Annotated in this window: 23 protein-coding genes; 11 read left to right on the forward strand and 12 right to left on the reverse strand. The window is 69.5% G+C overall.

The features are described from left to right. Nucleotides 1–93: 93 nt before the first annotated feature. Nucleotides 94–564, forward strand: a complete 471-nt coding sequence (locus tag ACFY3D_RS12220; protein WP_389978243.1) for a VOC family protein — start codon at nucleotides 94–96, stop codon at nucleotides 562–564. 44 nt (nucleotides 565–608) lie between these two features. On the opposite strand, the gene ACFY3D_RS12225 is transcribed toward ACFY3D_RS12220, so the two are convergent. From ACFY3D_RS12225 to ACFY3D_RS12240, 4 genes are all read right to left on the reverse strand, one after another. Further along, nucleotides 609–1970 (reverse strand): GH1 family beta-glucosidase, encoded by a 1362-nt coding sequence (locus tag ACFY3D_RS12225; RefSeq protein WP_389978246.1) that lies wholly within the window; start codon nucleotides 1968–1970, stop codon nucleotides 609–611. Beyond that, entirely contained in the window at nucleotides 1967–2818 is an 852-nt protein-coding gene (locus ACFY3D_RS12230; RefSeq protein ID WP_362923477.1) for a carbohydrate ABC transporter permease, read from the reverse strand. The genes ACFY3D_RS12225 and ACFY3D_RS12230 overlap by 4 nt, the downstream gene beginning before the upstream one ends. Next, nucleotides 2819–3745, reverse strand: coding sequence for a sugar ABC transporter permease (locus ACFY3D_RS12235; RefSeq protein WP_350941327.1), 927 nt, complete (start codon nucleotides 3743–3745; stop codon nucleotides 2819–2821). It abuts the gene before it with no gap. A gap of 93 nt (nucleotides 3746–3838) precedes the next feature. After that, nucleotides 3839–5116 carry an extracellular solute-binding protein gene (locus tag ACFY3D_RS12240; RefSeq protein ID WP_389978249.1) on the reverse strand — a complete coding sequence of 426 codons (1278 nt, stop codon included), beginning with the start codon at nucleotides 5114–5116 and terminating at the stop codon, nucleotides 3839–3841. Nucleotides 5117–5366: 250 nt separating this feature from the next. Here ACFY3D_RS12240 and ACFY3D_RS12245 point away from each other — a divergent pair, with 250 nt between their 5' ends. The 7 genes from ACFY3D_RS12245 (at nucleotide 5367) to ACFY3D_RS12275 (ending at nucleotide 12659) form a co-directional block, all read left to right on the forward strand. Beyond that, complete coding sequence (locus tag ACFY3D_RS12245) at nucleotides 5367–6386, forward strand: LacI family DNA-binding transcriptional regulator (RefSeq protein ID WP_350941325.1); 1020 nt, start codon at nucleotides 5367–5369, stop codon at nucleotides 6384–6386. A 96-nt stretch (nucleotides 6387–6482) separates the two neighbouring features. Beyond that, nucleotides 6483–7232 carry a hypothetical protein gene (locus tag ACFY3D_RS12250; RefSeq protein WP_389978252.1) on the forward strand — a complete coding sequence of 250 codons (750 nt, stop codon included), beginning with the start codon at nucleotides 6483–6485 and terminating at the stop codon, nucleotides 7230–7232. 580 nt (nucleotides 7233–7812) lie between these two features. Beyond that, nucleotides 7813–9309, forward strand: a complete 1497-nt coding sequence (locus tag ACFY3D_RS12255) for an endo-1,4-beta-xylanase (protein ID WP_389978255.1) — start codon at nucleotides 7813–7815, stop codon at nucleotides 9307–9309. A 276-nt stretch (nucleotides 9310–9585) separates the two neighbouring features. Then, nucleotides 9586–10566: a threonine/serine dehydratase gene (locus ACFY3D_RS12260; protein WP_389978258.1), complete on the forward strand. Its 981-nt coding sequence runs from the start codon at nucleotides 9586–9588 to the stop codon at nucleotides 10564–10566. 241 nt (nucleotides 10567–10807) lie between these two features. Continuing rightward, nucleotides 10808–11662, forward strand: coding sequence for a helix-turn-helix domain-containing protein (locus ACFY3D_RS12265; RefSeq protein ID WP_389978261.1), 855 nt, complete (start codon nucleotides 10808–10810; stop codon nucleotides 11660–11662). Then, a complete protein-coding gene (locus tag ACFY3D_RS12270) occupies nucleotides 11659–12129 on the forward strand; it encodes an Atu4866 domain-containing protein (protein WP_389978264.1) in 471 nt (156 codons plus the stop codon). The genes ACFY3D_RS12265 and ACFY3D_RS12270 overlap by 4 nt, the downstream gene beginning before the upstream one ends. Further along, entirely contained in the window at nucleotides 12126–12659 is a 534-nt protein-coding gene (locus ACFY3D_RS12275; RefSeq protein WP_389978267.1) for a nuclear transport factor 2 family protein, read from the forward strand. The genes ACFY3D_RS12270 and ACFY3D_RS12275 overlap by 4 nt, the downstream gene beginning before the upstream one ends. Before the next feature lie 309 nt (nucleotides 12660–12968). Here ACFY3D_RS12275 and ACFY3D_RS12280 read toward each other — a convergent pair whose 3' ends face one another. Continuing rightward, complete coding sequence (locus ACFY3D_RS12280) at nucleotides 12969–15065, reverse strand: MMPL family transporter (RefSeq protein WP_389978270.1); 2097 nt, start codon at nucleotides 15063–15065, stop codon at nucleotides 12969–12971. Nucleotides 15066–15140: 75 nt separating this feature from the next. On the opposite strand from ACFY3D_RS12280, the gene ACFY3D_RS12285 reads away from it, so the two are divergent. Next, nucleotides 15141–15611: a MarR family transcriptional regulator gene (locus ACFY3D_RS12285; protein ID WP_350941302.1), complete on the forward strand. Its 471-nt coding sequence runs from the start codon at nucleotides 15141–15143 to the stop codon at nucleotides 15609–15611. 201 nt (nucleotides 15612–15812) lie between these two features. Here ACFY3D_RS12285 and ACFY3D_RS12290 read toward each other — a convergent pair whose 3' ends face one another. Together ACFY3D_RS12290 and ACFY3D_RS12295 are read right to left on the reverse strand one after the other, a co-directional pair. Then, the gene (locus tag ACFY3D_RS12290; protein ID WP_389978275.1) at nucleotides 15813–16787 is read right to left on the reverse strand and encodes an alpha/beta hydrolase; all 975 of its coding nucleotides are present in this window, start codon (nucleotides 16785–16787) and stop codon (nucleotides 15813–15815) included. A 59-nt stretch (nucleotides 16788–16846) separates the two neighbouring features. Beyond that, nucleotides 16847–17152: an antibiotic biosynthesis monooxygenase gene (locus ACFY3D_RS12295; RefSeq protein ID WP_362906704.1), complete on the reverse strand. Its 306-nt coding sequence runs from the start codon at nucleotides 17150–17152 to the stop codon at nucleotides 16847–16849. Between the two features lie 157 nt (nucleotides 17153–17309). Between ACFY3D_RS12295 and ACFY3D_RS12300 the strand changes: the two genes are divergently transcribed. Then, nucleotides 17310–18215, forward strand: a complete 906-nt coding sequence (locus ACFY3D_RS12300) for an AraC family transcriptional regulator N-terminal domain-containing protein (protein ID WP_389978279.1) — start codon at nucleotides 17310–17312, stop codon at nucleotides 18213–18215. 262 nt (nucleotides 18216–18477) lie between these two features. Here the strand turns inward: ACFY3D_RS12300 and ACFY3D_RS12305 are convergent, their stop codons facing one another. From ACFY3D_RS12305 to ACFY3D_RS12315, 3 genes are all read right to left on the reverse strand, one after another. Continuing rightward, nucleotides 18478–19449 (reverse strand): hypothetical protein, encoded by a 972-nt coding sequence (locus tag ACFY3D_RS12305; RefSeq protein WP_389978282.1) that lies wholly within the window; start codon nucleotides 19447–19449, stop codon nucleotides 18478–18480. A 319-nt stretch (nucleotides 19450–19768) separates the two neighbouring features. Next, nucleotides 19769–20692, reverse strand: a complete 924-nt coding sequence (locus tag ACFY3D_RS12310) for a helix-turn-helix domain-containing protein (protein WP_389978285.1) — start codon at nucleotides 20690–20692, stop codon at nucleotides 19769–19771. 313 nt (nucleotides 20693–21005) lie between these two features. Next, entirely contained in the window at nucleotides 21006–22115 is a 1110-nt protein-coding gene (locus tag ACFY3D_RS12315) for an epoxide hydrolase family protein (protein WP_389978288.1), read from the reverse strand. 63 nt (nucleotides 22116–22178) lie between these two features. Between ACFY3D_RS12315 and ACFY3D_RS12320 the strand changes: the two genes are divergently transcribed. Then, nucleotides 22179–23183 carry a helix-turn-helix transcriptional regulator gene (locus ACFY3D_RS12320; protein ID WP_389978291.1) on the forward strand — a complete coding sequence of 335 codons (1005 nt, stop codon included), beginning with the start codon at nucleotides 22179–22181 and terminating at the stop codon, nucleotides 23181–23183. A 247-nt stretch (nucleotides 23184–23430) separates the two neighbouring features. Here ACFY3D_RS12320 and ACFY3D_RS12325 read toward each other — a convergent pair whose 3' ends face one another. After that, a complete protein-coding gene (locus ACFY3D_RS12325; RefSeq protein ID WP_389978294.1) occupies nucleotides 23431–23901 on the reverse strand; it encodes a hypothetical protein in 471 nt (156 codons plus the stop codon). A gap of 154 nt (nucleotides 23902–24055) precedes the next feature. After that, the gene (locus ACFY3D_RS12330) at nucleotides 24056–24424 is read right to left on the reverse strand and encodes a hypothetical protein (RefSeq protein WP_389978297.1); all 369 of its coding nucleotides are present in this window, start codon (nucleotides 24422–24424) and stop codon (nucleotides 24056–24058) included. Nucleotides 24425–24491 lie beyond the last annotated feature (67 nt).

Consider the following 24491-nt stretch of genomic DNA (forward strand, 5'->3'; position numbering starts at 1 on the left):
CGCGCTTCGAGAGCGGTCTTTCTGCGATCGCTCCCGGAACGTGATCGATAACCGCTTGACTCTCCAGCCGCTGGAGATTCCACCGTGGATCGCATGGATTCTGTTACGCAGGAGATCAACCGCGATATCTATGGAATGCCCGCCTTCGTCACGGTGACCGTCGCCGATCTCGATCGCACGGTCGACTGGTATGTGAACGGACTGGACTTCATCTCGCTTTTCACCGTCCCCGGACCCGACGGCAACCCGGTGCTGGTGCACCTGCGCCGCTGGCGCTACCAGGACATCCTGGTGCGCCTCGGCGAAGCGCCCGCCGGTGGCGAATGGACGATCAGCATGATGGCCGCGTTGGAGCAACTCGACGGGCTCGCCGAGCGGGCACGCGCCCACGGCGGTGGCATCGTCGAAGGTCCCTTCGACACGCCGTGGAACACCAGGGATCTGCGCGTGACCGACCCGGACGGCTACACCGTCGTCTACACCGCACGGCGCGCGGAGGGCGAGCGCGACGCGCGTTTCACCGCGATGATGGAGGAGGAGGCGCGCCTGCAGCTCGGCGACTGAGGCGCGCTTGGTCGTTCTCCCCGTCCGTCCTGGTCTGTCCCCGGCTATCCCTGTTTCGCGATGAACTCGCGCAGCCAGTGGAAGCTCGCCTTCTCGGTGCGGGCCTGGGTCTCGTAGTCGACGTGGACGAGCCCGAATCGGGCGGCGTACCCCCGGGCCCACTCGAAGTTGTCCAGCAACGACCAGCAGAAGTAGCCGCGCACGTCCACGCCGTCGGTCATCGCGGCGCGGATGGTGGCGAGATGGTCGCGCAGGAAGTCGACGCGACCGGTGTCGTCGAGGGTCCCGTCGTCGCCGTAGCCGTTCTCGGTGATGAGGATCGGCGGCAGCGCGGGGTAGCGCTTGGTCAGGCCGAGGAGGGTCTGGTGGAGCCCTTGCGGCTCCACCGGCCAGCCCAGCCCGCTCGTCCTCGCGCCGTCGGGGGTGACGCCGCGCACCCCGAGGTCGAAGGCGGAACGCAGTGCGGGGTCGGTCTGCTCGTACGGCGCCGAGGCGGCGTGGATGCGGTAGTAGTAATTGACGCCGAGGAAGTCCAGCGGCGCGCCGATGACCTCCAGGTCGCCCTCGCGGCGGAAGGAGAAGTCGCTGAGGGCGCCGAAGGTCTCCTCCATGTCGGACGCGTAGGCGCCGAGCAGCAGCGGGTCGGTGAACTGCCGGTTGACCAGCAGGTCCATCCTGCGCGCCGCGTCGGCGTCGGCCGCCGAGCCGGTCGCGGGCACCGTGGGCGACATGTTGAGCGTGATGCCGACCTGCTCTCCCTCGCGCGCCCGCGCCCGCAGCCTGGCCGTGGCGAGGCCGTGGCCCAGCAGCAGGTGGTGGGCGGCGGCGAGCGCGCCGTGACCCTCGCGTGCGCCGGGTGCGTGGCGGCCTTCGGCGTAGCCGACGATGGAGGAGCAGTACGGCTCGTTCAGCGTGATCCAACGGGACACCGTGTCGCCCAGCGCCTCGTGCGCGACCTCGGCGTAGTCGGCGAAGCGCTCGGCGGTGTCGCGGTCGCGCCAGCCGCCGCGGTCCTCCAGCGCCTGAGGCAGGTCCCAGTGGTAGAGGGTGACGTACGGTTCGATGCCGCGCTCGCACAGGGCGTCGGTGAGCCGCCGGTAGAAGTCGAGGCCGCGCCGGTTCACCCGGCCGTCGCCGTCGGGCATGATCCTGGGCCAGGCCAGCGAGAAGCGGTAGGCGCCGGCGCCGAGCCGGTCCATCAGCTCCACGTCCTCCCGCCAGCGGTGGTAGTGGTCGCAGGCGTGCTCGCCGCTCTCGCCCCTCGCCACCGCGCCGGGGACGCGGCAGAACGTGTCCCAGATCGAGGGGCCGCGCCCGTCGGCGTCCACGGCGCCCTCGATCTGGTAGGCGGCGGTGGCCGTCCCCCACACGAACCCGGCGGGAAAGGGCGTATGGTCCTGGGTCATCCCTTGATCGCTCCTGACATGATTCCCCCAATGATCTGACGGCCCAGCGCGGCGAAGACCGCCACGATCGGCACGATCGCGAGCACGGTGCCGGTGAGCACGAGCGCGTAGTCGGTGGTGTAGCCGCTGGCCAGGCTGGAGAGCGCGACCTGGACGGTCGGGTTCTCCGGCGTGAGGACGACCAGCGGCCAGAAGAAGTCGTTCCAGGCATGCATGAAGGTGAACAGGCCGAGCACGGCGGTGGCAGGCCGGGCGGCGGGCAGCACGACGTGCCAGAACAGCCGCAGCGTGCTGCACCCGTCGATACGGCCGGCCTCCAGCAGCTCGTCGGGGATGGCGCTGGAGAGGTACTGGGTCATGAGGAACACGCCGAACGCGGTGACCAGGCCGGGCACGATCACCGCCCCGAGCCTGCCGGTCCAGCCGAGCTCCGCCATGAGGATGTACAGCGGGATGATGCCGAGTTGCTGCGGCACGGTGGTGGTGGCGATGGCCATGACGAGCAGCACGTTGCGTCCGCGGAAGCGCAGCTTGGCGAAGGCGAAGCCGGCCAGCGTGGAGAACAGCACGACCGAGACGGTGACCGAGCCGGAGACGAGGAAGGAGTTGAACATCGCCTGGCCGAACGCGGTGGTGTCGAAGACGCGGGCGATGTTCTCGAACAGGTGGCCGCCGGGGGTGAGGACCGGCGGGACGCTGGCGATGACGTCGTTGTCGTGGGAGGCCACGGCGAGCGACCAGTAGATGGGAAAGATCGAGCCGAGCAGCACGGCGACGAGCGCGGCGTAGGTCCAGAACCCGGCCCCGTGGGGGTTCAGTCCGCGTCGGACGGCGGTGAGGGGTGCCATTCAGCTGCTCCTGATCCTGCGGGTGACGGCGAAGTTGACGAGCGCCATCACCACGATGATCACGCAGAGCGTCCAGGCGATCGCCGAGGCGTAGCCGAACTCGTACATGCTGAAGCCCTGCTCGTAGAGGTAGAGGCCGACGGTCTGGAACTGGCGGTCCGAGCCGCCGGTCGGGTTGCCGGTGCCGGCCTGGAACAGCAGCGGTTCGGCGATGATCTGGAAGCCGCCGATGGTGGACACGACGGCGGTGAAGATGATCGTGGGGCGGAGCATCGGAATGGTGATCTTCCGGAACTGGGTGAACTGGCTCGCGCCGTCCAGCCGGGCCGCCTCGTACAGGTCCTCGGGGATGGTCTGCATGGCGGCCAGGTAGATGAGGGCGTTGTAGCCGGTCCACCGCCAGATGACGATCAGCGAGATCGCGACGTGTGAGGAGAGCGTGCCGGCCTGCCAGTCGATCGGATCCAGGCCCACCAGGCCGAGGCCCCAGTTGACCATGCCGAAGTCACGGCCGAAGAGCTGGGTGAAGATGATCGTGACCGCGACGATCGAGGTCACGTTGGGCAGCAGCACGCCCATCCGGAACAGCGTGCGGGCGCGCAGCCTGCGGTTGAGCATGTGCGCGAGGAACAGCGCGGCCAGCAGCTGCGGCACGGTGGAGAGCAGCCAGATGCTGACGGTGTTGAACAGCGCGTTCCAGAAGTAGTCGTCGGCCAGCAACTCGGCGTAGTTGGCCAGTCCCACCCACTCGCGCTCCGGGTCGAGCAGGTTCCAGTCGGTGAGGGAGACATAGGCGGTGTACAACAGCGGGAACATGCCCACCGCGCCGAACAGCAGGAAGAACGGGGCGATGTAAAGGTACGGCGAGCCCTTGACGTCGAGCTGGTAGGCCCAGCGGCGCCGGGGCCCTGATCTGACGGGGGTCACGGTCGGCTCCTCGGGGGAAGGGGGCGCGACGGCGGGCTCTCCCCTGAGCCCTAAGCCCGCCGTCGCGCGGCTCTCACGGATCGATGCGCGTCGTCACTTGCCGATGCGCTCGACGTCCCCGAGCATCTGCGTCCACGCCTCGTCGCCGTTCTGCTTGCCCTCCTCCACGCGGTTGATCGTGTCGCGGATGGCGGTCTGGATGTCACCGGCCCTCGGGCCCTGGTGCTGCGGTTTGAGGTTGCGGGCGGCGGTGGTGAAGATCTGCCCGATCGGCGCGTCGTTGAAGAACTCGTGCTTGAGGCCGGTCACCTCGGGCTTTTCGTAGGTGGCGACGGTGGAGGGCAGGATGCCGTGCTTGCTGAACACCTCGATCTGCTGTTCGGGTGCGGTGAGCCAGGCGATCAGCTCCACGGCCTCCTTCTGGTTCTTGCTCTGGGCGGGGACGGTGAGGTAGGAGCCGCCCCAGTTGCCGCCGCCGCCGGGGATGGCGGCCACGTCCCACTTCCCGGCGAACGCCTTCGCCTGGTCCTGGATCTTGGCGAGCATCCAGGCGGGACAGGCGATGGTGGCGAACTGGCTCTTGGCGAAGCCGGTGTTCCACGCGGGCGAGCTGCCGACGAGCTTGGCCGACTGGCCGTCGGCCACGGCCTTGAGCACCTCGTTGTAGGCGGAGCGCACGGCCGGGTTGGTGGCGACCACGATGTTGTCGTCGGCGTCGTAGTAGCCGGTCTCGGCCTGGCCGATCATCGCGTTGAACACCTGGGGGCCGCCGTCGAAGAACGCGGCGCCTTCCGGCTTCTTGGCGGTGTAGCGCTTGCCGGTCTCGAAGTAGGAGGTCCAGTCGGGCCAGAGCTTGCCGACCTCCTCACGGTCGGTGGGCAGGCCGGCCTTCTCGAACAGGTCGCGGCGGTAGCACATGGCGAGGCCGCCGACGTCGGTGCCGTAGCCGATCTGGGCTCCCGACTTGGCGAGCGACGCCTCCCACTTCCACGGCAGCCAGCGGTCCTTGAGCTGGTCGGCGCCGTGCTGGCGCAGGTCGACGAAGTGCTGGGGCTGGTTCCTGAACTGGGCGATGAAGCCGGTGTCGATCCCCTCGACGTCGGCGGTGCCGGCGCCGGTGGCGAGGTGCGCCGCGAGGTTGCGGTGGTGGTCGTTGTACGCCGACGTTCTCTCGACGATCTTGATGTTGGGGTGGGCCGCCTCGTACTTGGCGTAGAGCTCCTTGAAGCCCATGTTCCCGAACAGGTTGAGGGTGAGGGTGATCTTGCCGTCGGTCGGCGTGGAGCCGGTGGAGGTGGAGCCGCCGCACCCTGCGGCGAGCATGCCGATGGCGAGCACTCCGGCGGCGAGACGGATTCGTTCAGCAGACACCTGGGGCTCCTTCTGGGGGAGAGGAAGGGTGGCTGCGAGATGCGATGAGCGGGCCGAGCCCCGTGGCAGCGGTGTGGCATCGGCCTGTCAGTGGGATATTTCACAGAACGTCGCCACTTGATGTCAAGTCACGGAAACGTCACGCGCCTGAAACCCGAAATGGTGGGTTGACACGATGCGGCCTCTCGCATAACTTCCATGCAACCGGTTACATGAAACCGGTTTCAGCGAGATGCGATAACGTACGCCCGTGGCAACGATTCGAGAGCTGGCGCGCCTTTGCGGGGTGTCGTCGGCGACTGTCTCCCGCGTTTTCAACAACCCCGAGGTGGTGAACGCACAGACCCGCGAGCTCATTCTCAGCACCGCGGCACGCATCGGATACCTGCCCAACGAGTCGGCACGCACCCTGGCCACCAAGAGATCCCGCATGGTCGGCCTGATCTGGGACACCGACCACCGCCGTCCCGGCTGGCGGCACCCGTTCTTCCAAGAGATCCTCATCGGGCTGAAGACCGCGCTGAGCGAGCGCGGTTACCACCTGCTCATGCTCGCCACCAGCGAGGACGGCACGCCCGACGACTTCCTCCGCGCCGTGCGCAGGCACAACCTCGACGGCGTGGTCTTCATCGACAACGGCAGGGACGACCCCTCGCTCCAGCCGCTGGCGGCCTCGGAGGTGCCGTGCGTCTCCCTCGACCGGCCCATCGAGGGACCGCGGACCACCTACGTGACCTCGGACAACGCGGCCGGGGCGCGCGAGGCGGTCCGTCACCTGCACGCGACCGGGCGCCGGGTCATCGCCACCATCACCGGCCCGACCCGCACCAGGCCGGGCGCGGAGCGGCTGCGCGGCTACCTGGAGGAACTGGCCGCACTCGGCCTGGCGCACCGCCCCGAGCTCGTCGTCGAGGGCGACTTCTACCTGTCGAGCGGGTACGCCGCGATGCGCGCCCTGCTGGAGCTGGAGGAGCCGCCCGACGCGGTGTTCGCCGCGGGCGACGAGATGGCGATCGGCGCGCTGCGGGCCGTGACCGAGGCGGGGTTGAAGGTGCCCGAGGACATCGCGCTGGTCGGGTTCGACGACATCGAGCTCGCCGCGCTGGTGCCGCCGGGGCTCACGACGCTCGCCCAGGACAAGGCCGGCTTCGGTACGGCGGCGGCCGCGGCGGTCATCACGATGATCAACGAAGACGTCACCCCTCCTTCGCGCCTCCTGCCCACCACCCTGGTCGTCCGCGGCTCCACCGGCCCCGACCCCCGTTTCTGACCGCGATCGCCGGGGCGGGCACCGACAGCGCCCGGATCCGCCTGACCTCGGACGACACCGGCTGAACCAGTTGAAGGAAGCGTACGTTTGTGGGGCATGAGACTACGAACGGCCCTGCTCGTCGCGCTGTTGTCACTGACCGCGGCATGCGGGGGAGCGGAATCGGATATGTCGGCTGTCGCGGCCGACGGCGGGCCGGTGAAGCCGGTCGCCCTGTGGGGCGCGGAGGGCGGGTTCGTGACCCCGACCACGAACGTGCTGCGTCCGCCGAGGGTGGTGCTGTACAGCGACGGCCTGGTGATCGTCGACGCGAGCAGGCAGTTGAAGCTCACCGATGCGGAAAGGGACGAGACGGTCGCGTCGATGGAGAAGTACCTCACCGGGCAGTCGCCGACCGCGGAGCCGAGGTCGGGTGCGCCGGCGGTGACGGACGTGCCGACCACCGTCTTCGGGGTGCGGGGGAAGGACGGAAAGATGCTCCAGGTCCGGGTCCCGGCTTTGGAGCAGGTCGCGGACTTCTACCCGAAGGCGCTCTTGGACGCGAAGAAACTGATGGAGGGCTTGGCGGCCCGGGCGGAAGCGGGCACCGACTACGTCGCCACCCGCGTCCGAATGGTCGTCGAAGCGGCCGGGTCGGCGGAGGGGAGGCCGGCGCCGTGGCCCGCGGGGGTCCCGGAGCCTTCGGGCACGGTGGACCCGGTGTGGCAGAAGGACATCGAGGGGGCGGCGGTGAGCGCGATCGTCAAGGCGGTGCCTGCCGGGCAGCAGTACGAGCGGTCACTCTTCAAGACCGGCTCGGGAACGCTCTTCCTGCTCTCCTGGCGATACCTGCTGCCTGACGAGTAATCCCACGAGAGCGACGGCGGGTCCTTGTGGATGGCGAAAGGGCCCGCCTTCAGGCGATTCTCTGGCGTTGTTAGCGCTAACTTTCCGCCTTTCAATCGTGCTTTGTTCTCTTTCGAGCGGGTTGTGGTGGTGGAGGGAAGCAAACCTCAGGCGGGAGGGGCTGTCAAGAACCCCGTGCGCGCCGGGCCGGGGGGAAGGTGGGGCGCGCCAGCCTGTTCGGCATCTCGTCGGGCGGTCGTACCTGGTCGGAGAGGGCGCCGCGCTGAAAGTTTCATCGGCGATGTCGTGGCTCGGGTGGCGACGGCGCGGCTTTCGGTGGGATCGGGCGGCGTCGGAGCAGGTCCGTGGCACTCGTGTCGTACAGGTTAACCGAAAGTTTCTGGGAGACCTTGACATATTTCGTCAACGTTTCCAGACTGAGTCCCCGAGACGGTCTTCCTGCCAGTCGGTGGTGCGCGGCAGAGATCGTCGTCCGCGACGCCTCAGTGGTGTGCGTTCCCCGGCGAGGGACGCGGCGTCGGTCCATGGGATGTCCCCCCGTTTTCCCCGCTTTCCATGACCAAAATACGGAGGCTCAGTTATGGGCACAAATGCCATTCCCCCGCCCGGAATCCGGCGACCCCTCGGTGGTCTCCGCCGGACCCTGGTCGCCGGTGCCCTCGGCACCCTCGTGCTCGGCACGTTCGCGGCGGTGACGGTTCCGGGTTCGGCCGGCGCATCGAGCTCCGCGAGTGCCGCGGCGACCACGCTCGGCGCGGCGGCCCAGCAGAGCGGTCGCTACTTCGGCGCCGCGATCGCCGCGGGCAAGCTCGGTGATTCGCAGTACACCACGATCGCGAACCGTGAGTTCGACATGATCACGGCCGAGAACGAGATGAAGATCAACGCCACGGAGCCGAACCAGAACCAGTTCAACTTCAGCAGTGGCGATCGCATCTACAACTGGGCGGTGCAGAACGGCAAGCGGGTGCGCGGGCACACGCTGGCCTGGCACTCCCAGCAGCCGGGCTGGATGGAGAGGATGTCCGGCAGCAGCCTGCGTCAGGCGATGATCAATCACATCAACGGTGTGATGAACCACTACAAGGGCAAGATCTACGCCTGGGACGTGGTGAACGAGGCCTTCGCCGACGGCAACTCCGGCGGCCGACGCGACTCCAACCTGCAGCGCACCGGCAACGACTGGATCGAGGTCGCCTTCCGCACCGCGCGCGCCGCCGACCCGGCCGCCAAGCTCTGCTACAACGACTACAACATCGACAACTGGAGCTGGGCCAAGACCCAGGCCGTCTACAACATGGTCCGTGACTTCAAGGCGCGCGGTGTGCCGATCGACTGTGTGGGCCTGCAGTCGCACTTCAACAGCCAAAGCGCCTACAACAGCAACTACCGCACCACCATCTCCAGCTTCGCGGCGCTGGGCGTGGACGTGCAGATCACCGAGCTGGACATCCAGGGCGGCTCTGCCCAGACCTACGCGGCGGTGGTCAACGACTGCCTGGCGGTGGCGCGCTGCACCGGCATCACCGTGTGGGGGGTGCGCGACAGCGACTCCTGGCTGGGCGCCAACACCAGCCCGCTGCTCTTCGACGGCAACGGCAACAAGAAGGCCGCCTACACCTCCGTGCTGAACGCGCTCAACGCCGCGAACCCCAACCCGAACCCCACCCCGACGGTGACCCCGACGGTCACGCCCCCGCCGGGTACCTCGTTCCGGCTGCGTAACGAGGCGGCGGGAAGGTGTGTGGACTCGCCGAACAGCGCCACCGCCAACGGCACCCAGCTGCAGATCTACGACTGCCACACCAACCCCAACCAGCAGTTCACCTACACCTCCGGCAGGCAGCTTCAGATCCTCGGCAAGTGCCTGGACTCCCCGACCGGCGCGGGTTCCGGCGCCCGTGTCCAGCTGTACGACTGCCACAGCGGCAACAACCAGCAGTGGAACCGTAACTCCAACGGCACCATCACCAGCGTCGCCAACAACCTGTGCCTCAGCGTCACCGGCACCGGCAACACCTCCGGTGTGACCATCGCGAGCTGCAACGGCCAGTCCACCCAGAGGTGGAGCAGCTAGGACGGGATGCTCAGGAGACCCTGACACCACCCGGCACGTGAGCTCCTCGGATCCGGGGGAGCGGCGTCACGGCACGTGACCAGGACCCGATGAGGTCGGCACGGCGGGCTCGGTACGACACCGAGCCCGCCGTGTCGCGTGGAGGGCGTTCACGTCCGGAGAGGTGAGACCCGCCTGCTCGGTGCGGGTCTGTGCGTCGTGGTCGACACGGACGAACCTCGGCCACCGAGGCGGCCCGTGTACGGAACGGCGCCGGTGGCACTACGCTGCCGTGTCGTGCTGGAGACCCGCCTCGACACCGCTCGGATCCGGGCGGCTCGCCATGTGATCGACCCGGTTTTTCTCGACACCCCGCTGTACCGCTGCGAGGCGCTGGAGCCCGGCCTCGGGTGCGCGGTGAGCGTCAAGCTGGAAACGGCGAACCCGGTGCGCAGCTTCAAGGCCCGCGGCACCGAGGTGATCGCGAGCCGGCTCGCCGACGAAGGACCGCGGGCGGCGGTGTGCGCCAGCGCGGGCAACCTCGGCCAGGCGCTCGCCTGGTCCGGGCGCGGCAGAGGGCTCGACGTCACCGTCGTGGCCTCCCGTTTCGCGCCCGTGGTCAAGCTTGATCGCATCCGCGCGCTGGGCGCGAGACTGGAACTGGTGGACGGCGACTTCGACACGGCGCGCGAGCGGGCCGTGGCCATCGCGCGCCACGACGGCATCCGGCTGGTCGAGGACAGCCTGGACATCGAGACCTGCGAGGGCGCGGCGACCATCGGCCTGGAACTGGTGAACACCGCACCGTCGTTCGACGCCGTCCTGATCGCCCTCGGCGGCGGGGCGATGGCGACCGGTGTGGGGCATGTGCTGAAAGCCCTCGCGCCCGGAGTCGAGGTGATCTGCGTCCAGCCGCTGGGCGCACCGGCGATGACACACTCGTGGCGCCAACGGCGCGTCGTCACCACCGACTCGACCGACACCATCGCCGACGGCGTCGCCGGTCGGCGTCCCATCCCCGAGGTCCTGGACGACCTCCTGCTCGTCGCCGACGACGCCGTCCTCGTCCGGGAGTCGTCGATCATCGCCGGTATGCGGATGCTCCTCGACCACGCCGGCCTCGTCGTCGAACCGTCGGCCGCGCTCGGCGTCGCGGCGATCCTCGAAGACCGTGACCGTTTCGCGGGCCGCCACGTGGTCACCGTCGTGTGCGGCGGCAACGTCGACATGAACGCCTATCACCGCTGGATCGGCGCGGCTCCCGTCCGCGGATCGTGACGATCGCTCCTACGTTCCCCGTACTCCGTCGCGCAGGACGGCGCGTGGCCGCCCCGGATCGGTCGGCGCCGTGAGCTATCGGGGCTCATGAGGACAATGCCAAGGTCAGCGGCGCCGAAGACGGCGAGAATGTCGATCATGTGCTCCATCTTCGACCGAGCCTCGGCGGAAGAGGGGGTCGTGTCCGTCCTGGGAGCACTGGGACCAGGCTCCCGGCCGCGGGGAAACCTAGCCTGAGGACATGGCAACCTCAAGACTGGGTGAGTACCTGCAGGGCCGACGCGCGCAGGTGGCGCCGTCCGACGTGGGTCTGCCGGAGGACGGGCGGCGACGCGTCCCCGGCCTGCGCCGCGAAGAGGTCGCGATGCTGGCCCGCATCAGCGTCGACTACTACCTGCGGTTGGAGCAGGGCCGTGAGCGGCGGCCGTCGTCGCAGGTCCTGGACGCCTTGAGCGACGCACTGTTACTCGACGACGACGGTCGGCTGCACCTGTATCGGATCGGGGGAATGACCCCGTCCCCACGCCATCAGGGCAGCATCGAGCACGCGGATCCCCAACTGCTGGCCTTGGCCGAGCAGTGGGACCGCACACCGGCTCTGATCCTGGGACGGGCCTACGACGTCTTGGCCGCGAACACGTTGGGGCGCGCGGTTTTCGACCATCTCCAACCCGGCACGAACCTGCTGCTCGCGATCTTCCTCGACCCGGCGCTTCGATCGTTCTACGCCGACTGGGAGACGGCCGCGGCCAATGTGGTCGCGGGATTCCGCTTCCTTGAGGGCGCCCGGCCGGACGATCCACGGATCCGCGAGGTGCTGCGGACGGCCACGGAGAACAGCCGCGAGTTCGCCGACCTCTGGCGGCGGCGAGACGCGCGCGGCAAGAGTCACGCCGCGAAGGTCCTGCTTCATCCAGAGGTCGGCGAGTTGACCCTGCGCCTACAGGCCTTCGACGTACGCTCAGCCCCTGGGCAGCAACTGATCGTTTACCACGCCCAGGAGGGCACCCGGACCGCGGACGCGCTGCGCCTGCTCGGCTCGCTGACGGCGACTCGCTCCGGACAGCGGGACGACCTGCGGGGGAGGACCTCGTGAGGGCTCGTCTCGAAGCCATGACCGGCGGCATGTGCGTCGCCGTACTCCTCAGCGGAGGTCTCGCCGCGTGCTCCACGGGGCCGGACGGCGGAAGTCTCGCGGGCCCCGACAACGCGGGGCGGCCCAGCCTGCAGGAGCCCTCGCCACCCGGTACGGCGACACCACGGACACGTCCGGCCGAGACCGGAGAGGTGTCACCGCACCCGTACGTCGGAATGTGGGTGACGGCCGACGGGCACATCCGCCAGGAACTGCTCGCGAACGGCCGCTACGACGAGGCTCGCGGAGAGTGGGAGAGCGCCTACACGGGTTCCTACCGGGTCCTTGGGACCCGGATCGAGTACGTCGACGACACCGGATTCAGCGCGGACGGGACGTTCGACGAGGACGTGCTGCACCACGGGGGCTACGTCTTCTACCGAGAGGGCAGCGACGCGCACCGACGAGCAAGGGAGGAAGAAAGATGACGAACGGCATGTCACAGCGGAGCCGGCGCACATTCGTGACGGCGGGCATCGCCGGCGGGCTGATGATGGTGTCCGGGACCGCCGGCGCCTCGGCGGCACCTCACGAGGACGCCGGCGCGGCGCGGTCCGGCCGGTCGGCTCGGGAGCGCCGTAACAGGGCAGCCGTGCTCCGAGCCTTCGAGCGGCAGAACGCCGGCGGCGACATCTATGAGATCCTCCACGACGATGTGAAGTGGACGATCGTGAATGGGCGCACGTACACGTCCAAGGCAGAGTTCCTCGCACAGGGATCGGCACCGATCATGGATCGTCTGGCTTCGACGCTCGTGATGACGATCCATGATCTGTGGAGTGAAGGCGACACCGTGATCATTCGCTTCGCCGGCGACGCGACGGCGATCGACGGTGTGGAGTACCACAACGAGTACTGCTGGGTCTGGCGGCTACAGGGCGGCCGCGTCATGCGCAGCCACGCCTACCTGGACATGATCGCCGTACGGGAGCTCGTCGATCGCGTCGAACTGGACTGATCTGTTTCCGCTCCGGAACCGAAGGGTCTTCAGGATGAGCCAAGGCCTCCGGCTTTTCACGTGGCGTTCGGCCCCTCGGGTCCGTCGCGACCGACGGGGTCGTGCCTCTCACGCGAGGGAACCGAGGGGTCCTGCTCCTCCGGCGTGAGAGGACGCGGGATCCGGGGTGACCCAGATCAAGCCCGTCCCGTTGGCATCTCATGATCAAGGAATGGCGATCAGCGAAGGGACACGTGAAAACGGCCTTGATCCTCCGTCACCACCGGCTCACGAAACGACGGGACGTGCCGTCGCCTGCCGGTCCGGGGGTCACCGTGACGCCTCGGTCAGTTCCGGGGACGTCCGCGGCGCGTCGGCCTTTCCCAGGCGGCTGGGCCACCAGGCCCGCGCGCCCAGCTCGCGTACCAGCGCGGGGACGAGCAGGGAGCGCACCACCAGGGTGTCGAGCAGGACGCCGAAGGCGACGATGAAGGCGAGCTGTACGAGGAAGGTGAGGGGGATCACCACGAGCGCGGCGAAGGTGGCGGCGAGCACGACACCCGCCGAAGTGATCACTCCGCCGGTGGTGACGAGCCCGCGCAGCAGACCCTCTCGTGCCCCGTGGTGCACGGTCTCCTCGCGCACCCTGGACATGAGGAAGATGTTGTAGTCCACCCCCAGCGCGACCAGGAAGACGAAGCCGTACAGCGGCACGGACGCGTCGCCGCCGGTGAATCCGAACACGTGCGTGAAGACCAGCGTGGAGACGCCGAGGGTGGCGAGGAAGTTCAGCGCGACGGTGGCCACCAGGAGCACGGGTGTCATCAGCGAGCGCAGCAGGACGACGAGGATGAGCAGGATGATCACCAGGACGACCGGGATGATGAGCAGCGTGTCGTTCTTCGCGGTCTCCGTCGTGTCGTACCGCTGGGCGCTGAAACCGCCGATCAGGACGTCGTTCTCGGCGGCGAAGGCGGCGCGCAGGCGCTTGACCGTGTCCTGGGCGGCGTCGCTGTCCGGGGCGTCGTTCAACGTCGCCTCCACCAGCACGAGCCCGTCGACGATCTTGGGGGTGTCGTCGCCCGGCCGTCCGCTCTCGGGCACCGTCGCGGCCTCGGACACGCCTTCGACACCGCGTGCCGTCTCCTCCACGGCCTCGGCACGCTCCGAGGGGGCGACGATGACCGCGGGCTGCCCCGAGCCTCCGGGGAAGTGCTCGCTCAGCGCCGCCTGTGCCGCCACCGAAGGCGCGTCGTTCACGAAGGTCTCGTCCAGCGGCACACCCCTCGCGCTCAGCTGCGGCGCGAAGAGGGCGAGGGCGATGAGAGGCAGGATGGTGGCGATCCAGAGCCGGCGCGGATGGCGGTCGACCACGGCGGCCACGCGGTGCCAGATCCCGCGTGCCGTGCTGTCGGCCGGACGCGGCTTCGACGGCCACAGGGCGGCACGGCCCAGCAGGATCAGGGCCGCCGGCAGGAAGGTGAGCGCGCTGAGGGCGGCGCACGCGATGCCGATGGCGCCCACCGGGCCGAGCGCGCGGTTGTTGGTCAGGCCGCTGAGCAGCAGCGCGAGCAGGGCGAGGGCCACCGTGGCGGCACTGGCGACGATCGGCTCGAACGAGCGCCGCAGCGCGACGCGGCCCGCGGCGAAGCGGTCGCCGGTCGCGGCCAGTTCCTCGCTGAAGCGGGCGGTGAGCAGCAACGCGTAGTCGGTGGCCGCGCCGATGACCAGGATGAACAGGATGCCCTGCACCTGACCGTCGACCCGGACGATGTCGCGGTCGGCGAGGAAGTACACCACGGCGCACGCCAGGCCGAGCGCGAAGATCGCGCCGCCGATGATGACGAGAGGTAGCAGAACGCTGCGGTACACCGCGAGCAGGATGATCAGAACGGTGGTGAGCGCCACCCCGAGAAGCAGGCCGTCGATCCCGGCGAAGGCGTCGGACAGGTCGGCCCGGCTCGCCACGGGACCCGCGAGCTGGGCCCGCAGGCCGTCGACCGCCACCGCAGAACCGACCCGGTCCAGGACCTCTCTGAGCGAGGTGTCGAGGTCGGGGCTGAGCTGGACCACGCCCTGCAGCGCCCGGCCGTCCTCGGAGGGGATGGAGGGCGTGGGCGTCCCGACGACGCCGTCCGTGCCGCGCAGCGAGGCGAGCGCCTGGGTCGCCTCGGTGTTCTGCTCGGGGGTGATGTCGCCGCCGTTCGCGGTCCACACCACGATGAGCGGCTGCGTCTCGTCCTGACGGAACTTCTCCTGCGCCTCCAGGACGCGTGTCGACTCCGCGCTCTCGGGCAGGAAAGCGGCCTGGTCGTTGGTGGACACCTCGGTGAGCTTGCCGGCGAACGGCCCCAGCCCTCCGCCGATGCCCAGCCAGACCAGCACCAGCAGCGCCGGCACAAGCCAGCGGATCGGTCGCCGCCCCATGACATCACCTTTCCATGACGTACGATAACTCAATCATCGAGTATCTCAATAATTGAAGTAATGTAGCATGGCGTCATGAACGGCGACAGCGGGGAGGGCATCGACCGGCTGGCCTTCGCGATGCGACTGCGAAGGATGACCGCCGAGTTCAACCGCATCGCCCACGAGTTCGCCCACCAGCACGGGCTGCACCCCACCGACGTCCAGGCCCTGATGAAGATCTTCGACGCTCCGTCGCCGATCACCCCGAGCCGGCTGGCGGAGCAGCTGAACCTCACCTCGGGGGCCGTCACCGCGTGCCTCGACAGGCTGGAGCGGGCCGGGCACATCCGCAGGGTTCGCGACGTGCACGACCGGCGCGTGGTTCACCTGCACTACCTCGACGCCGCGCAGGAGTTCGCCGCGGTCTTCTTCCGCCCGCTCGGCCACAGCACGGACAAGGTCCTGCGGCGTTTCAGCCCGGAGGAACTGCGCACCGTGGCCGCCTTCCTTGACGCGATGAACGAGGAGCTCGACGTGTTGCGAGCCGCGCCGGGTTCTCACTGACCCGCTCTTCGAGCGCGCGGGCCTGGCGGTTGCGTACGGCGTCGGTCTTCTCGTTCGCGGTGGGAGGCGGGTGCGGGCGGCGGGTTCCCTCCCCGTTCCTCCGGACATCTGACCCGAGGTCGTGCCTGTACGGAGGGCATCGGCCGGGGCGGCGCCCACGTGCCGGAATCCGGGCTCATGGCCTGGGCTCGTGGTCCGAGGTCATGCCTTCGGGGCATGGTCCGGGCTCATCACCCGGGTGAGCCAGTCGTCGCGCGTCCGGCGCGCCGCGGCCGAGAGGCGTACCTGCGGATACAGCGCGTCGAAGCCGTGGAAGCCTCCCGCCCAGATGTGGAGTTCCGCCTGGCCTCCGGCCGCCCAGATCCTGGTGGCGTAGTCGACGTCCTCGTCGCGGAAGACCTCGGCGGTGCCGGCGTCGATGTAGGTGGTGGGCAGGCCCGAGAGGTCGTCGGCCATCGCCGGTGAGACGTAGCCGGACACGTCCTGGCCGGTGAGGTCACCGAGAACCGACCGCCACCCGTACTCGTTCATCTCGCGGGTCCAGACACCGTGCCCGCCGGAGTACTGACGGCTGGAGGTGGTGACGTTGCGGTGGTCGAGCATGGGGCAGATCAGCACCTGGGCGGCGATCGCCGGGGCGCCGCGGTCGCGTGCCATCAGGGTGACCCCGGCGGCGAGCCCCCCGCCGGCGCTGGCGCCCGCGACGACGACGCGGGCGGGGTCGATACCCAGGTCCTCGGCGTTCTCGGCGATCCAGAGCAGACCCTGGTAGCAGTCCTCGACCAGGGTCGTGCCGGTCGCCTCCGGCGCGAGCCGGTAGTCCACGGAGATCACGACGGCGCCGAGCAGGTCGATCCAGTCGAGGGGGATGTCGATCTGCGAGAAGCGATCCCCCATGATCATCCCGCCGCCGTGGATCCAGTAGACGCACGGTGCCGCCGCGGTGCGGTCGGTCCCGGCGGGACTGATGATCGACAGCGGGAGCATCGTGCCGTCCGGAGTGGGGACGGTGACCTCGCGCCGGTCGACGGCGCGGCCTTCGAGGAGGGTGTCGATCGGCGTCTGCGGGTACTGGCGCAGCTGGGCGAGCACCTCGGGGCTGAGCGGGGGCATGGGCGGCATCTCCGCGAGCAGCGCGCGCAGTTCGGGGTCGAGGTCGGGGCGTACCGATGTCATGGTGAGTTCCTTTCGAGAAGGCCCGGAGAGGGAGGGCCCGCGGGGGTTGGCCGGAGGGGTCAGAAGGCGGCCTTGCCGCCGACCGGCACCTCGTCGGTGTAGAGGGACTCACCGACGAGCAGTGACTGGAGCTTCGCGACCAGCGCCTGCGCCTCCTCGGTCGCGAAGAACCTGGCGTGGGTCTCCCGGCTGGTCCAGCCTTCGGTGACGTGGACGGTGTCCGGGTCACCGGCCGAGCGGCCGACCAGGAAGACGACGCAGTCCTCGTTGGGCAGGGACGGCGCGTTGAGCAGGAACTCGACCAGTTCGTCACCCTTTCCCGGCTGCGCGGTCATGGTGGCGTGGAAACCGTGGCCGACGATCATGGGGGATCTCCTTGTTCGTGGAGCTCGCGTTTGCTCCTGCGATGCTTGCAACTTCATGAAAGCAGCGCGACCAGGGAAAACGTTAGAAAGATGCTCTCTCGCCCTTGCCTAATACTCTTGCTTTGAGGAGTATCGGCCCTGTGCTTCAATCGAGGGCATGGACCTTGAGGAGCTGCGTTCCCTGCTCGACCGCCACGCCCGGCCCGACATGACCACCGCCATCGACGGTGTCCTGGTCTCGAAGGTCGAGCGGCCGAGCCCACCGTCCTCCTCGATGTCGGGCACGGTGCTGGCGCTCATCGCGCAGGGCGCGAAACGGATCGCGCTGGGCGACCGCGTGTACGAATACCGTGCCGGGCAGTATCTCCTCGCCTCGGTCGACATGCCGATCACCGGCCACTTCACCGCGGCGAGCCCCGAGCGGCCGGCGATGGGCTTCGGCCTGGTCCTGCACCCGGCCACCGTCGCCGAGCTGTTGCTGCAGGCCGCCCCCGGAGACCTGCCGCCCGCCGGCGGCGGAGCCCCGTCCGGCATGGCCGTCAGTGACGCGCCCGACGCGCTCGTCGACGCGGTCGTCAGGCTGCTGCGCCTGCTCGACCGGCCGCGCGACATCGCGGTGCTCGCACCGTTGATCAAGCGGGAGATCCTCTGGCGGGTCATCACCGGCGAGCAGGGCGCCGTCGTACGCCAGCTCGGACTCGCCGACAGCAGCCTCGCCCACATCGCCCGCGCCGTCCGGTGGATCCGCGACCACTACACGCGGCCCTTCCGCGTCGAGGAGGTGGCGCGACTCGCGGGCATGAGCGTGTCCGCCTTCTACCGCAACTTCCAGGCGGTCACCGCGATGAGCCCCATCCAGTTCCAGAAGCAGATCCGGTTGCAGGAGGCCCGGCTCCTGCTCGCCACACGTTCCAACGACGTCACCGGCGTCGGTCACAGCGTCGGCTACGACAGCCCGTCACAGTTCAGCCGAGAGTACCGCCGCCAGTTCGGCGTGCCGCCGAGCGAGGACGCCGCCCGCCTGCGCGGTTCGACGTCCCGCCTGTCACCGGCTCTCGCTTGACGCGCTCCCCGGCCCGAAGGCCGAGCACCGGCCCGTATTTCGGTAGCCGCCGTCCGCGGGCCGGCCGTGGGCATGACGAAGGACCGGCCGCCGATGACGGGACCGGTCCGTTCGTCGCCTCGACCCGGGGCGGCCTCGCCGGGAGTGACGTCGTCCATGATGCGTGCCCCGGTATCCGTACCGTGGCGGGCCACACTTCCTTGGAGGTAGGGCATGGTCACGGTGGCCGTGACCATGCCCTGTAGTCGTACCGTGGCGGGGTTTACGGGTGCCTGCGCAGGTGCGCGCGCAGCAGGTTGGGGTCGGTGGCCGTGGTGTAGGCGGCGCTGAGGACGTACACGTCATTGCCGCGCAGCGCGACGGAGGTGGGGTTTTGAAGTCCGTCGCCGGTGTCCAGAACGGTGGTGCTGGTGCCGTCGGGCTTGATGCGTACGACCGTGTTGGGGGCGTTGAGAGCCGCGAGGATCTCGTCGCCGCGACCGGTGAAGGCGAAATCATCGATACCGACCAGGCCCGATGCCTTGACCTGCGGCGTTCCCGCCCGGTTTCCCGGGCGGATCGGAATGCGCAGGAGAGTGCCCCGGTCGAGGTTGGTCACCCACAGCGCGCCGTCGCGTACCTTCGCGCCGTTGGCTCCGAGGAAACCGGTGGAGGCGAGTTCGGGAGCGGTGGACCAGGCGGTGGGTGTGCCGCCGGTGACGGGGACGGTCCACACGGTGCCGAGCACCGAGTCGGTGATGTAGAGCCGTTCGCCCTTCCCGTCCAGTGCCAGCCCGTTGGGCAGGCCGTTCGCGGGTAGCGCGGCGATGCGCCGAGGGGCCTTGCCGTGGCGCAGCCGCCACAGCCCCGTCAGGTCGGCCGTGCCGGTCGCGTACAGCACGTACACGGTGCCGTCAGAGGTGTGGGCGATGCCGGTGGCCAGGGGGAAGCCGAGGATCGGCGTGTTGACCCCGCCGTCGGCGGGCGCGGGCAGGGTCGCCAGGATGCGCGTCTTGCCCTGGGGGGTGACCTGGGCCACCTGGCGGCTGGCGGCGAAGGTGATGTTCGCCGTGCCGTCGGGCAGCAGGGCGATGTTCTCCGGCATCTGGCCCGCCGACAGGTCGAAGTGGGTGGCGATCCGCACGTCCGTCAGTGGTCCCTTGGGAGACGTCGCGTTGGCCGGCGCGGTCGTGGTCATGGTGGCCGCGGTCATGAGAAGGGCCGACAGGGTGATCTTGATGCTTCGCTTGGACATGGTTCCTTCACTGTTTTCCGGCATGCGGCAGCCGCGGCGCGGCGCCGTGGTCGAGAGGGGGTTCGGGGGAGGTCGTGATCGTGCCGCCGACCGGCGGGCTGAGGGCGGCCGGAGACGGGGGGCGGCCGGGAGGCGGTACAGACCGTGCCATCGGGTCGCCGAGCGCGAGGCCGGTCTCGACGGGAGGCACGGTGGGGGGAGGGCGGGGCGGCGCGGTGGAGGGAGGGCGTGGTGGACACGCGCCGTGACCGGACGAGCCCGGACGAGCCCGGACGCACCCGGACAAGCCCGGCCTCCTCGGCCGATGGGAGGACTCGGGTCAGATGGTGCGGGTCTCCGCGCCGAGGCGCGGCCGGGTCGTCTCCGGGGTCGTTGCCCGGGCCGCCTCTCGCGGTGCGATGACCTGGGAGAGCAGGGCCAGAGCCGTCGCCGAGGGGGAGCCGGGGGCGGCCGTGGCCACCACCAGGGCCGGGCCGTTCCCCTGCGGGCTCTGCAGCGTCTGCTGGGTGACCGTCAACGTCCCGACCAGGGGGTGGCGCATCTCGTAGTCGGCGACATCACAGGCCAGGACCCGGTGGTCGGCCCACATCGCGGCGAACTCGGGACTGCGCATGCTCAGCTCGCCGATCAGCTCGGCAAGCAGCGGATCGTCCGGATGTCTCCCGGCTGTCAGGCGCAGGTTGCCCACCACGGCCCTGGCCTTGGCGGGCCAGTCGGCGTACAGGTCACGGGTGTGCGCGTCGAGGAACACCAGCCTGGCCATGTTCGGCCGTCGGCCGGGGACGTTCGGGCCGTCCCGGTCGAGATGACCGGCGAACAGCCCGTGGCCCTGGCGGTTCCAGGCCAGGACATCGCTGCGGCGGCCGATCACGATCGCGGGTGTGCTCCCGAGGGCCGCCAGCAGGGCGGCGGTCGCCGGGGTGACGCGTTCGGTACGCGGCCGGCCCGAGAGTCCGCCCCGTCTCGGTGCGCGGGCCAGGGCGTGCAGGTGGGCACGCTCGGCATCGTCCAGCCGCAGGGCGTTCGCTATGGCGTCGAGCACCTCGCGCGAGGCGTTGTGTGACTGGCCCTGCTCCAGGCGCGTGTAGTAGGGCGCGCTGATGCCCGCGAGCATCGCGAGCTCCTCCCGCCGCAGCCCGGGAACCCGGCGCCGCTCGCCGTAGGTCCGCAGCCCGACGTCCTCCGGCCGCAGCTGGCCCCGGCGTGTCTGCAGGAAGTCGGCGAGATGGCCGTGCTTGTTCATGCAACCGAGTATGCGTGCGGCCGGCGATCCGCGCCTCACCCCGCCGGGGTAGGGATCGGCGGGGTCTGGCTCGCGCGAGCCTCGGTCTCCAGGATGAGCGCGCCCCCCTTCGACGATTCTGTTCTTCGCTTCGAGGAGAGCCCGTGAGCGTCGCTTCCGGTCGGGGGCACCGGCTGGGAGGAGCCCGCAGCCGGTGCCGGTCCGCCGCCGGTTCACCCGCTGATCCATCCGCCGGTCCGCCGTCGCGGCTTCCGCGAGCGGACCGATCGGGGACGGCGCCGCCACGACGAGGTGCCCGGCGGTGGTCAGGGGGTCAGCGCAGGCCGTCGTAGAAGGTGCGCAGGTCTTCGGCGAGCACGTCGGGCACGATGTGAGCGGCGTAGTGGCCGCCGCGGTCGTACGACTTCCAGTGCACGATGTTCGTGTGGTCGCGCTCGGCGAACGTGCGCATGGACACGAAGTCACCGTCGAACATCGCGAGGCCGGTCGGCGTCTTCGTGGGCTCGGTGGGGTGTTCGGCGCGCGCGTCCTCGTAGTAGAGCCGGGTGGCCGACGTCGCGGTGCCGGTCAGCCAGTAGAGCATCGTGTTGGTCAGGATGAAGTCGGCGTCGACGCTGTCGCCGAGCAACTGCGAGTTCCAGCCGAGCAGCCCGGTGGGCGAGTCGAAGATCGCGTATGACAGGGTCTGCGGCTGCTGCGAGTGCAGCGTGTTGAACGACATCTTGGTGTCGTAGAACTCCTGCAGCACCTCCAGGGCCTTCTGGTCCTCCGGGGTGATCCTCTCGAACTCGGCCGGATCGCCGGAGGGGAAGGAGAAGAGCTGGGTGACGTGCACGCCGACGACGTGTTCGGGGTCGATCCGCCCGACCTCGGGGGAGATGAGCGAGCCGCCGTCGTTGCCGACGGCGCCGTAGCGGTCGTAGCCGAGTCGCCGCATCAGCTCCGCCCACGCCCCGGCGATGCGGTACCGGTTCCAGCCCTTCTCCCCGGTCGGACCGGAGAGGCCGAAGCCGGGCAGCGAGGGGATGACCAGGTGGAACGCCCGCGCCGGGTCCTCGGGGTCGGTGAGCGGTTCGATGATCTTCAGGTACTCCACGATCGAGCCGGGCCAGCCGTGCGTGAGGATCAGCGGCAGGGCGTTCTCGTGCCGCGAGCGGACGTGCAGGAAGTGGATGTTCTGCCCGTCGATCTCGGTGGTGAACTGCGGGTGCCGGTTGATCTCGGCCTCGTGGGCCCGCCAGTCGTACTCGTGGCGCCAGTATTCGGCCAGGTTCCGCACGTACTCCACGGGGACGCCGTAGTCCCAGCCGGCGTCCGGCAGCTCGTCGGGCCAGAGAGTGCGGTCGAGCCGGTCGTGGAGGTCGTCCAGCCTGGCCTGCGGGACGTCGATGCGGAAGGGCTTGATCTCGGCGTTTTCGCTCATGATCGGAACACTACGGACCCTTCCGGTCAGCTTCTGTCCTGAAGTACTGGCAGGGTTGGGGACATGTTGGAAACCTCGGCGCGGTTGCTGCGCCTGCTGTCGTTGTTGCAGGCCAGGAAGGACTGGCCCGGCGCGACCCTCGCGGATCGGCTGGGCGTGAGCGAGCGGACCGTGCGCCGCGACGTCGACCGGCTGCGCGAGCTCGGATATCCCGTGAACGCGACGCGGGGCACCGACGGGGGCTACCGCCTGGGCGCGGGGACCGTCATGCCGCCGCTCCTGCTCGACGACGAGGAGGTGGTCGCCGTGGCGGTCGGTCTGCGGACCGCCGCCGGTGGCACCGTCGCCGGCATCGAGGAGACGTCGGTGCGCGCCCTCGCCAAGCTTGAGCAGGTGCTCCCCTCCCGGTTGCGCCACCGGGTCAACGCGTTGCAGACCTACGTCGAACCCGTGCCCGCGGACAGTCCGGGCCCGGTGGTCGACCCCGAGGTGCTGACCGTGCTCGCCGCCGCCTGCCGCGACGGGGAACGGGTGCGGTTCGACTACCGCGCCCACGACGGGTCGGCCAGTGTACGGATCGTCGAACCGCATCGGCTCGTGGCGTGGGGACGCCGCTGGTATCTCGTCGCCTGGGACGTCGACCGTCAGGACTGGCGTACCTTCCGGATGGATCGCGTCGAACCGCGCACTCCCACCGGCCCGCGCTTTCCGCCCCGCGATCCGCCGGAGGGCGGCGCGGCCGCGTACGTCGCGCGCGGGGTCTCGGCGGCGGCCTGGCGCCACCGGGCACGGGTCGTCGTCCACGCGCCCGCCGACGTCGTGACCGAGCGCGTCAACCCCGCGGTCGGCGTGGTGGAGGCCGTGGACGAGCACACCTGCGTGCTGAACACCGGCGCGGACAGCCTGCACGTGATCGCCGTGTATCTCGGCATGCTCGATCTGGACTTCGAGGTCACCGAGCCCTCGGAGCTCGTCGAGCACATGCGGGCCCTCGCGGCCCGCTACGCCCGCTCCACGCCGGTCCACGCCGGTCCACGCGGAGGGGTGACGTCTTTTGCGGAGGGGTGACGTCTTTTAAGGAACCGCCTTCGGAAACCGCCGGGCGGTCGTCGTCGAGCGCGGCCTTCCGCGTCGAGTCGTCTTCGGGCCGTCGTCGAGCGCGGCCTTCCGCGCGGATCCGGTCGGAGTCCCCGGTCGCCGGGGGCGTGTCGCCCCGGTCGCGGCCTCGGGGACTCCGGTCCGTCTCACCCGGTCCGTTTCACTCGCTCGGGTTCACCCGGTCCGTTTCACCCGGTCGGGTTCACGAGTGCCGGGCTCACGAGTGGGCGACAAGGCACTTCTTGAGCGTGTCCCTGGAATCCTGACGCTTCGGTGCGACCTTCATGAGCGCGGCGTCGCGCACCTGCACGTACTTGGCCCCGGCGGCGTTGTATGCCTCCACCATCTTCTTCGCGGCGGGGTCCAGCGCCGGAGCCTTGACCCCGAGCTGCTGCAGGGCCACCTTCTGGGAGAGCTGGTCGATGTTCGCGGCGGCACCGGCCTTCATCAGGGCGGCGTGGGCGGCCTTGACCTCCGGTAGGGCGTCGATGTCGGCGAGGGCGTCCTCGGCGTTCATCAGCGCGAGCTGCTCCTGCGCGCAGGGGGCCGGGGCGGTGGCGGCGACGGCGGTGGTGGCGGTGGCGCCGACGGTGGTCAGGGTGGCGAGAAGGCCGAACGCGGCCAGCGCCGTCGCAGTGGTGCGGGTGTGCATGGGGTGCTCCCGTTGGTGCTGAGGGTTGATTGGCATGTGACCTCATGCACCGTAATCACTGTGGGTAATCACTCCGCCGCTTCAAGTTAACGTCAAGGGTCGCGGGCCGTCCGATTTCCGAGGAGGTCTGATCGCCCGTGGTGCCGGCTCGGGGTGACGTCGGCTTCCGTTCATGACCTGTGAGCAGACCTCACCACGGATCGACGAGTGCGAAAAAGGGTGAAACCACTGGATTTCTATCGGTGCGACAGCGTCGAAATCCGACTCCCGACAAGCCATCCGACTTGCTGGGATCCAGTTTGCCGTTAGCAGGTAAGGCCGGTGTCAGCATCGTCGGAGAGTCATAACCGATCATGACATCTGGGGGAAAAATGCTTCGAAAACTGATCCCGATCCTGGTCGCGGTCGCGGCGGCCGGATCACCCGCCATCGCGACCAGGGCCTGGGCGGAGGTGGCGCCGGCCGCTTCGGCGGCCCGGTCGGTCGCCGCCGCGCAGACGACCGGTACGTGCGTTCCGGGATCGCCGTGCGCGGGGATCAACTGCGGTCCGGGCCGCATCTGCGTCCCCTCGCCCAAGCAGTGCTTCACCACGCCGTGCCCGCAGTACGACTGCGTGCCCGTGTCG

Source organism: Streptosporangium sp. NPDC000509 (assembly GCF_042898365.1).
Taxonomy (GTDB): Bacteria; Actinomycetota; Actinomycetes; order Streptosporangiales; family Streptosporangiaceae; genus Streptosporangium.

Excerpts from the sequence above, each read along its gene's own strand:
- ACFY3D_RS12220 (WP_389978243.1), top strand. The coding sequence starts at position 94 with ATGGATTCTGTTACGCAGGAGATCAACCGCGATATCTATGGAATGCCC.
- ACFY3D_RS12225 (WP_389978246.1), bottom strand. The coding sequence starts at position 1,970 with ATGACCCAGGACCATACGCCCTTTCCCGCCGGGTTCGTGTGGGGGACG.
- ACFY3D_RS12230 (WP_362923477.1), bottom strand. The coding sequence starts at position 2,818 with ATGGCACCCCTCACCGCCGTCCGACGCGGACTGAACCCCCACGGGGCC.
- ACFY3D_RS12250 (WP_389978252.1), top strand. The coding sequence starts at position 6,483 with ATGAGACTACGAACGGCCCTGCTCGTCGCGCTGTTGTCACTGACCGCG.
- ACFY3D_RS12255 (WP_389978255.1), top strand. The coding sequence starts at position 7,813 with ATGGGCACAAATGCCATTCCCCCGCCCGGAATCCGGCGACCCCTCGGT.
- ACFY3D_RS12265 (WP_389978261.1), top strand. The coding sequence starts at position 10,808 with ATGGCAACCTCAAGACTGGGTGAGTACCTGCAGGGCCGACGCGCGCAG.
- ACFY3D_RS12275 (WP_389978267.1), top strand. The coding sequence starts at position 12,126 with ATGACGAACGGCATGTCACAGCGGAGCCGGCGCACATTCGTGACGGCG.
- ACFY3D_RS12280 (WP_389978270.1), bottom strand. The coding sequence starts at position 15,065 with ATGGGGCGGCGACCGATCCGCTGGCTTGTGCCGGCGCTGCTGGTGCTG.
- ACFY3D_RS12285 (WP_350941302.1), top strand. The coding sequence starts at position 15,141 with ATGAACGGCGACAGCGGGGAGGGCATCGACCGGCTGGCCTTCGCGATG.
- ACFY3D_RS12290 (WP_389978275.1), bottom strand. The coding sequence starts at position 16,787 with ATGACATCGGTACGCCCCGACCTCGACCCCGAACTGCGCGCGCTGCTC.
- ACFY3D_RS12295 (WP_362906704.1), bottom strand. The coding sequence starts at position 17,152 with ATGATCGTCGGCCACGGTTTCCACGCCACCATGACCGCGCAGCCGGGA.
- ACFY3D_RS12300 (WP_389978279.1), top strand. The coding sequence starts at position 17,310 with ATGGACCTTGAGGAGCTGCGTTCCCTGCTCGACCGCCACGCCCGGCCC.
- ACFY3D_RS12305 (WP_389978282.1), bottom strand. The coding sequence starts at position 19,449 with ATGTCCAAGCGAAGCATCAAGATCACCCTGTCGGCCCTTCTCATGACC.
- ACFY3D_RS12310 (WP_389978285.1), bottom strand. The coding sequence starts at position 20,692 with ATGAACAAGCACGGCCATCTCGCCGACTTCCTGCAGACACGCCGGGGC.
- ACFY3D_RS12315 (WP_389978288.1), bottom strand. The coding sequence starts at position 22,115 with ATGAGCGAAAACGCCGAGATCAAGCCCTTCCGCATCGACGTCCCGCAG.
- ACFY3D_RS12320 (WP_389978291.1), top strand. The coding sequence starts at position 22,179 with ATGTTGGAAACCTCGGCGCGGTTGCTGCGCCTGCTGTCGTTGTTGCAG.
- ACFY3D_RS12325 (WP_389978294.1), bottom strand. The coding sequence starts at position 23,901 with ATGCCAATCAACCCTCAGCACCAACGGGAGCACCCCATGCACACCCGC.
- ACFY3D_RS12330 (WP_389978297.1), bottom strand. The coding sequence starts at position 24,424 with ATGCGGCCCGGACCGCAGTTGATCCCCGCGCACGGCGATCCCGGAACG.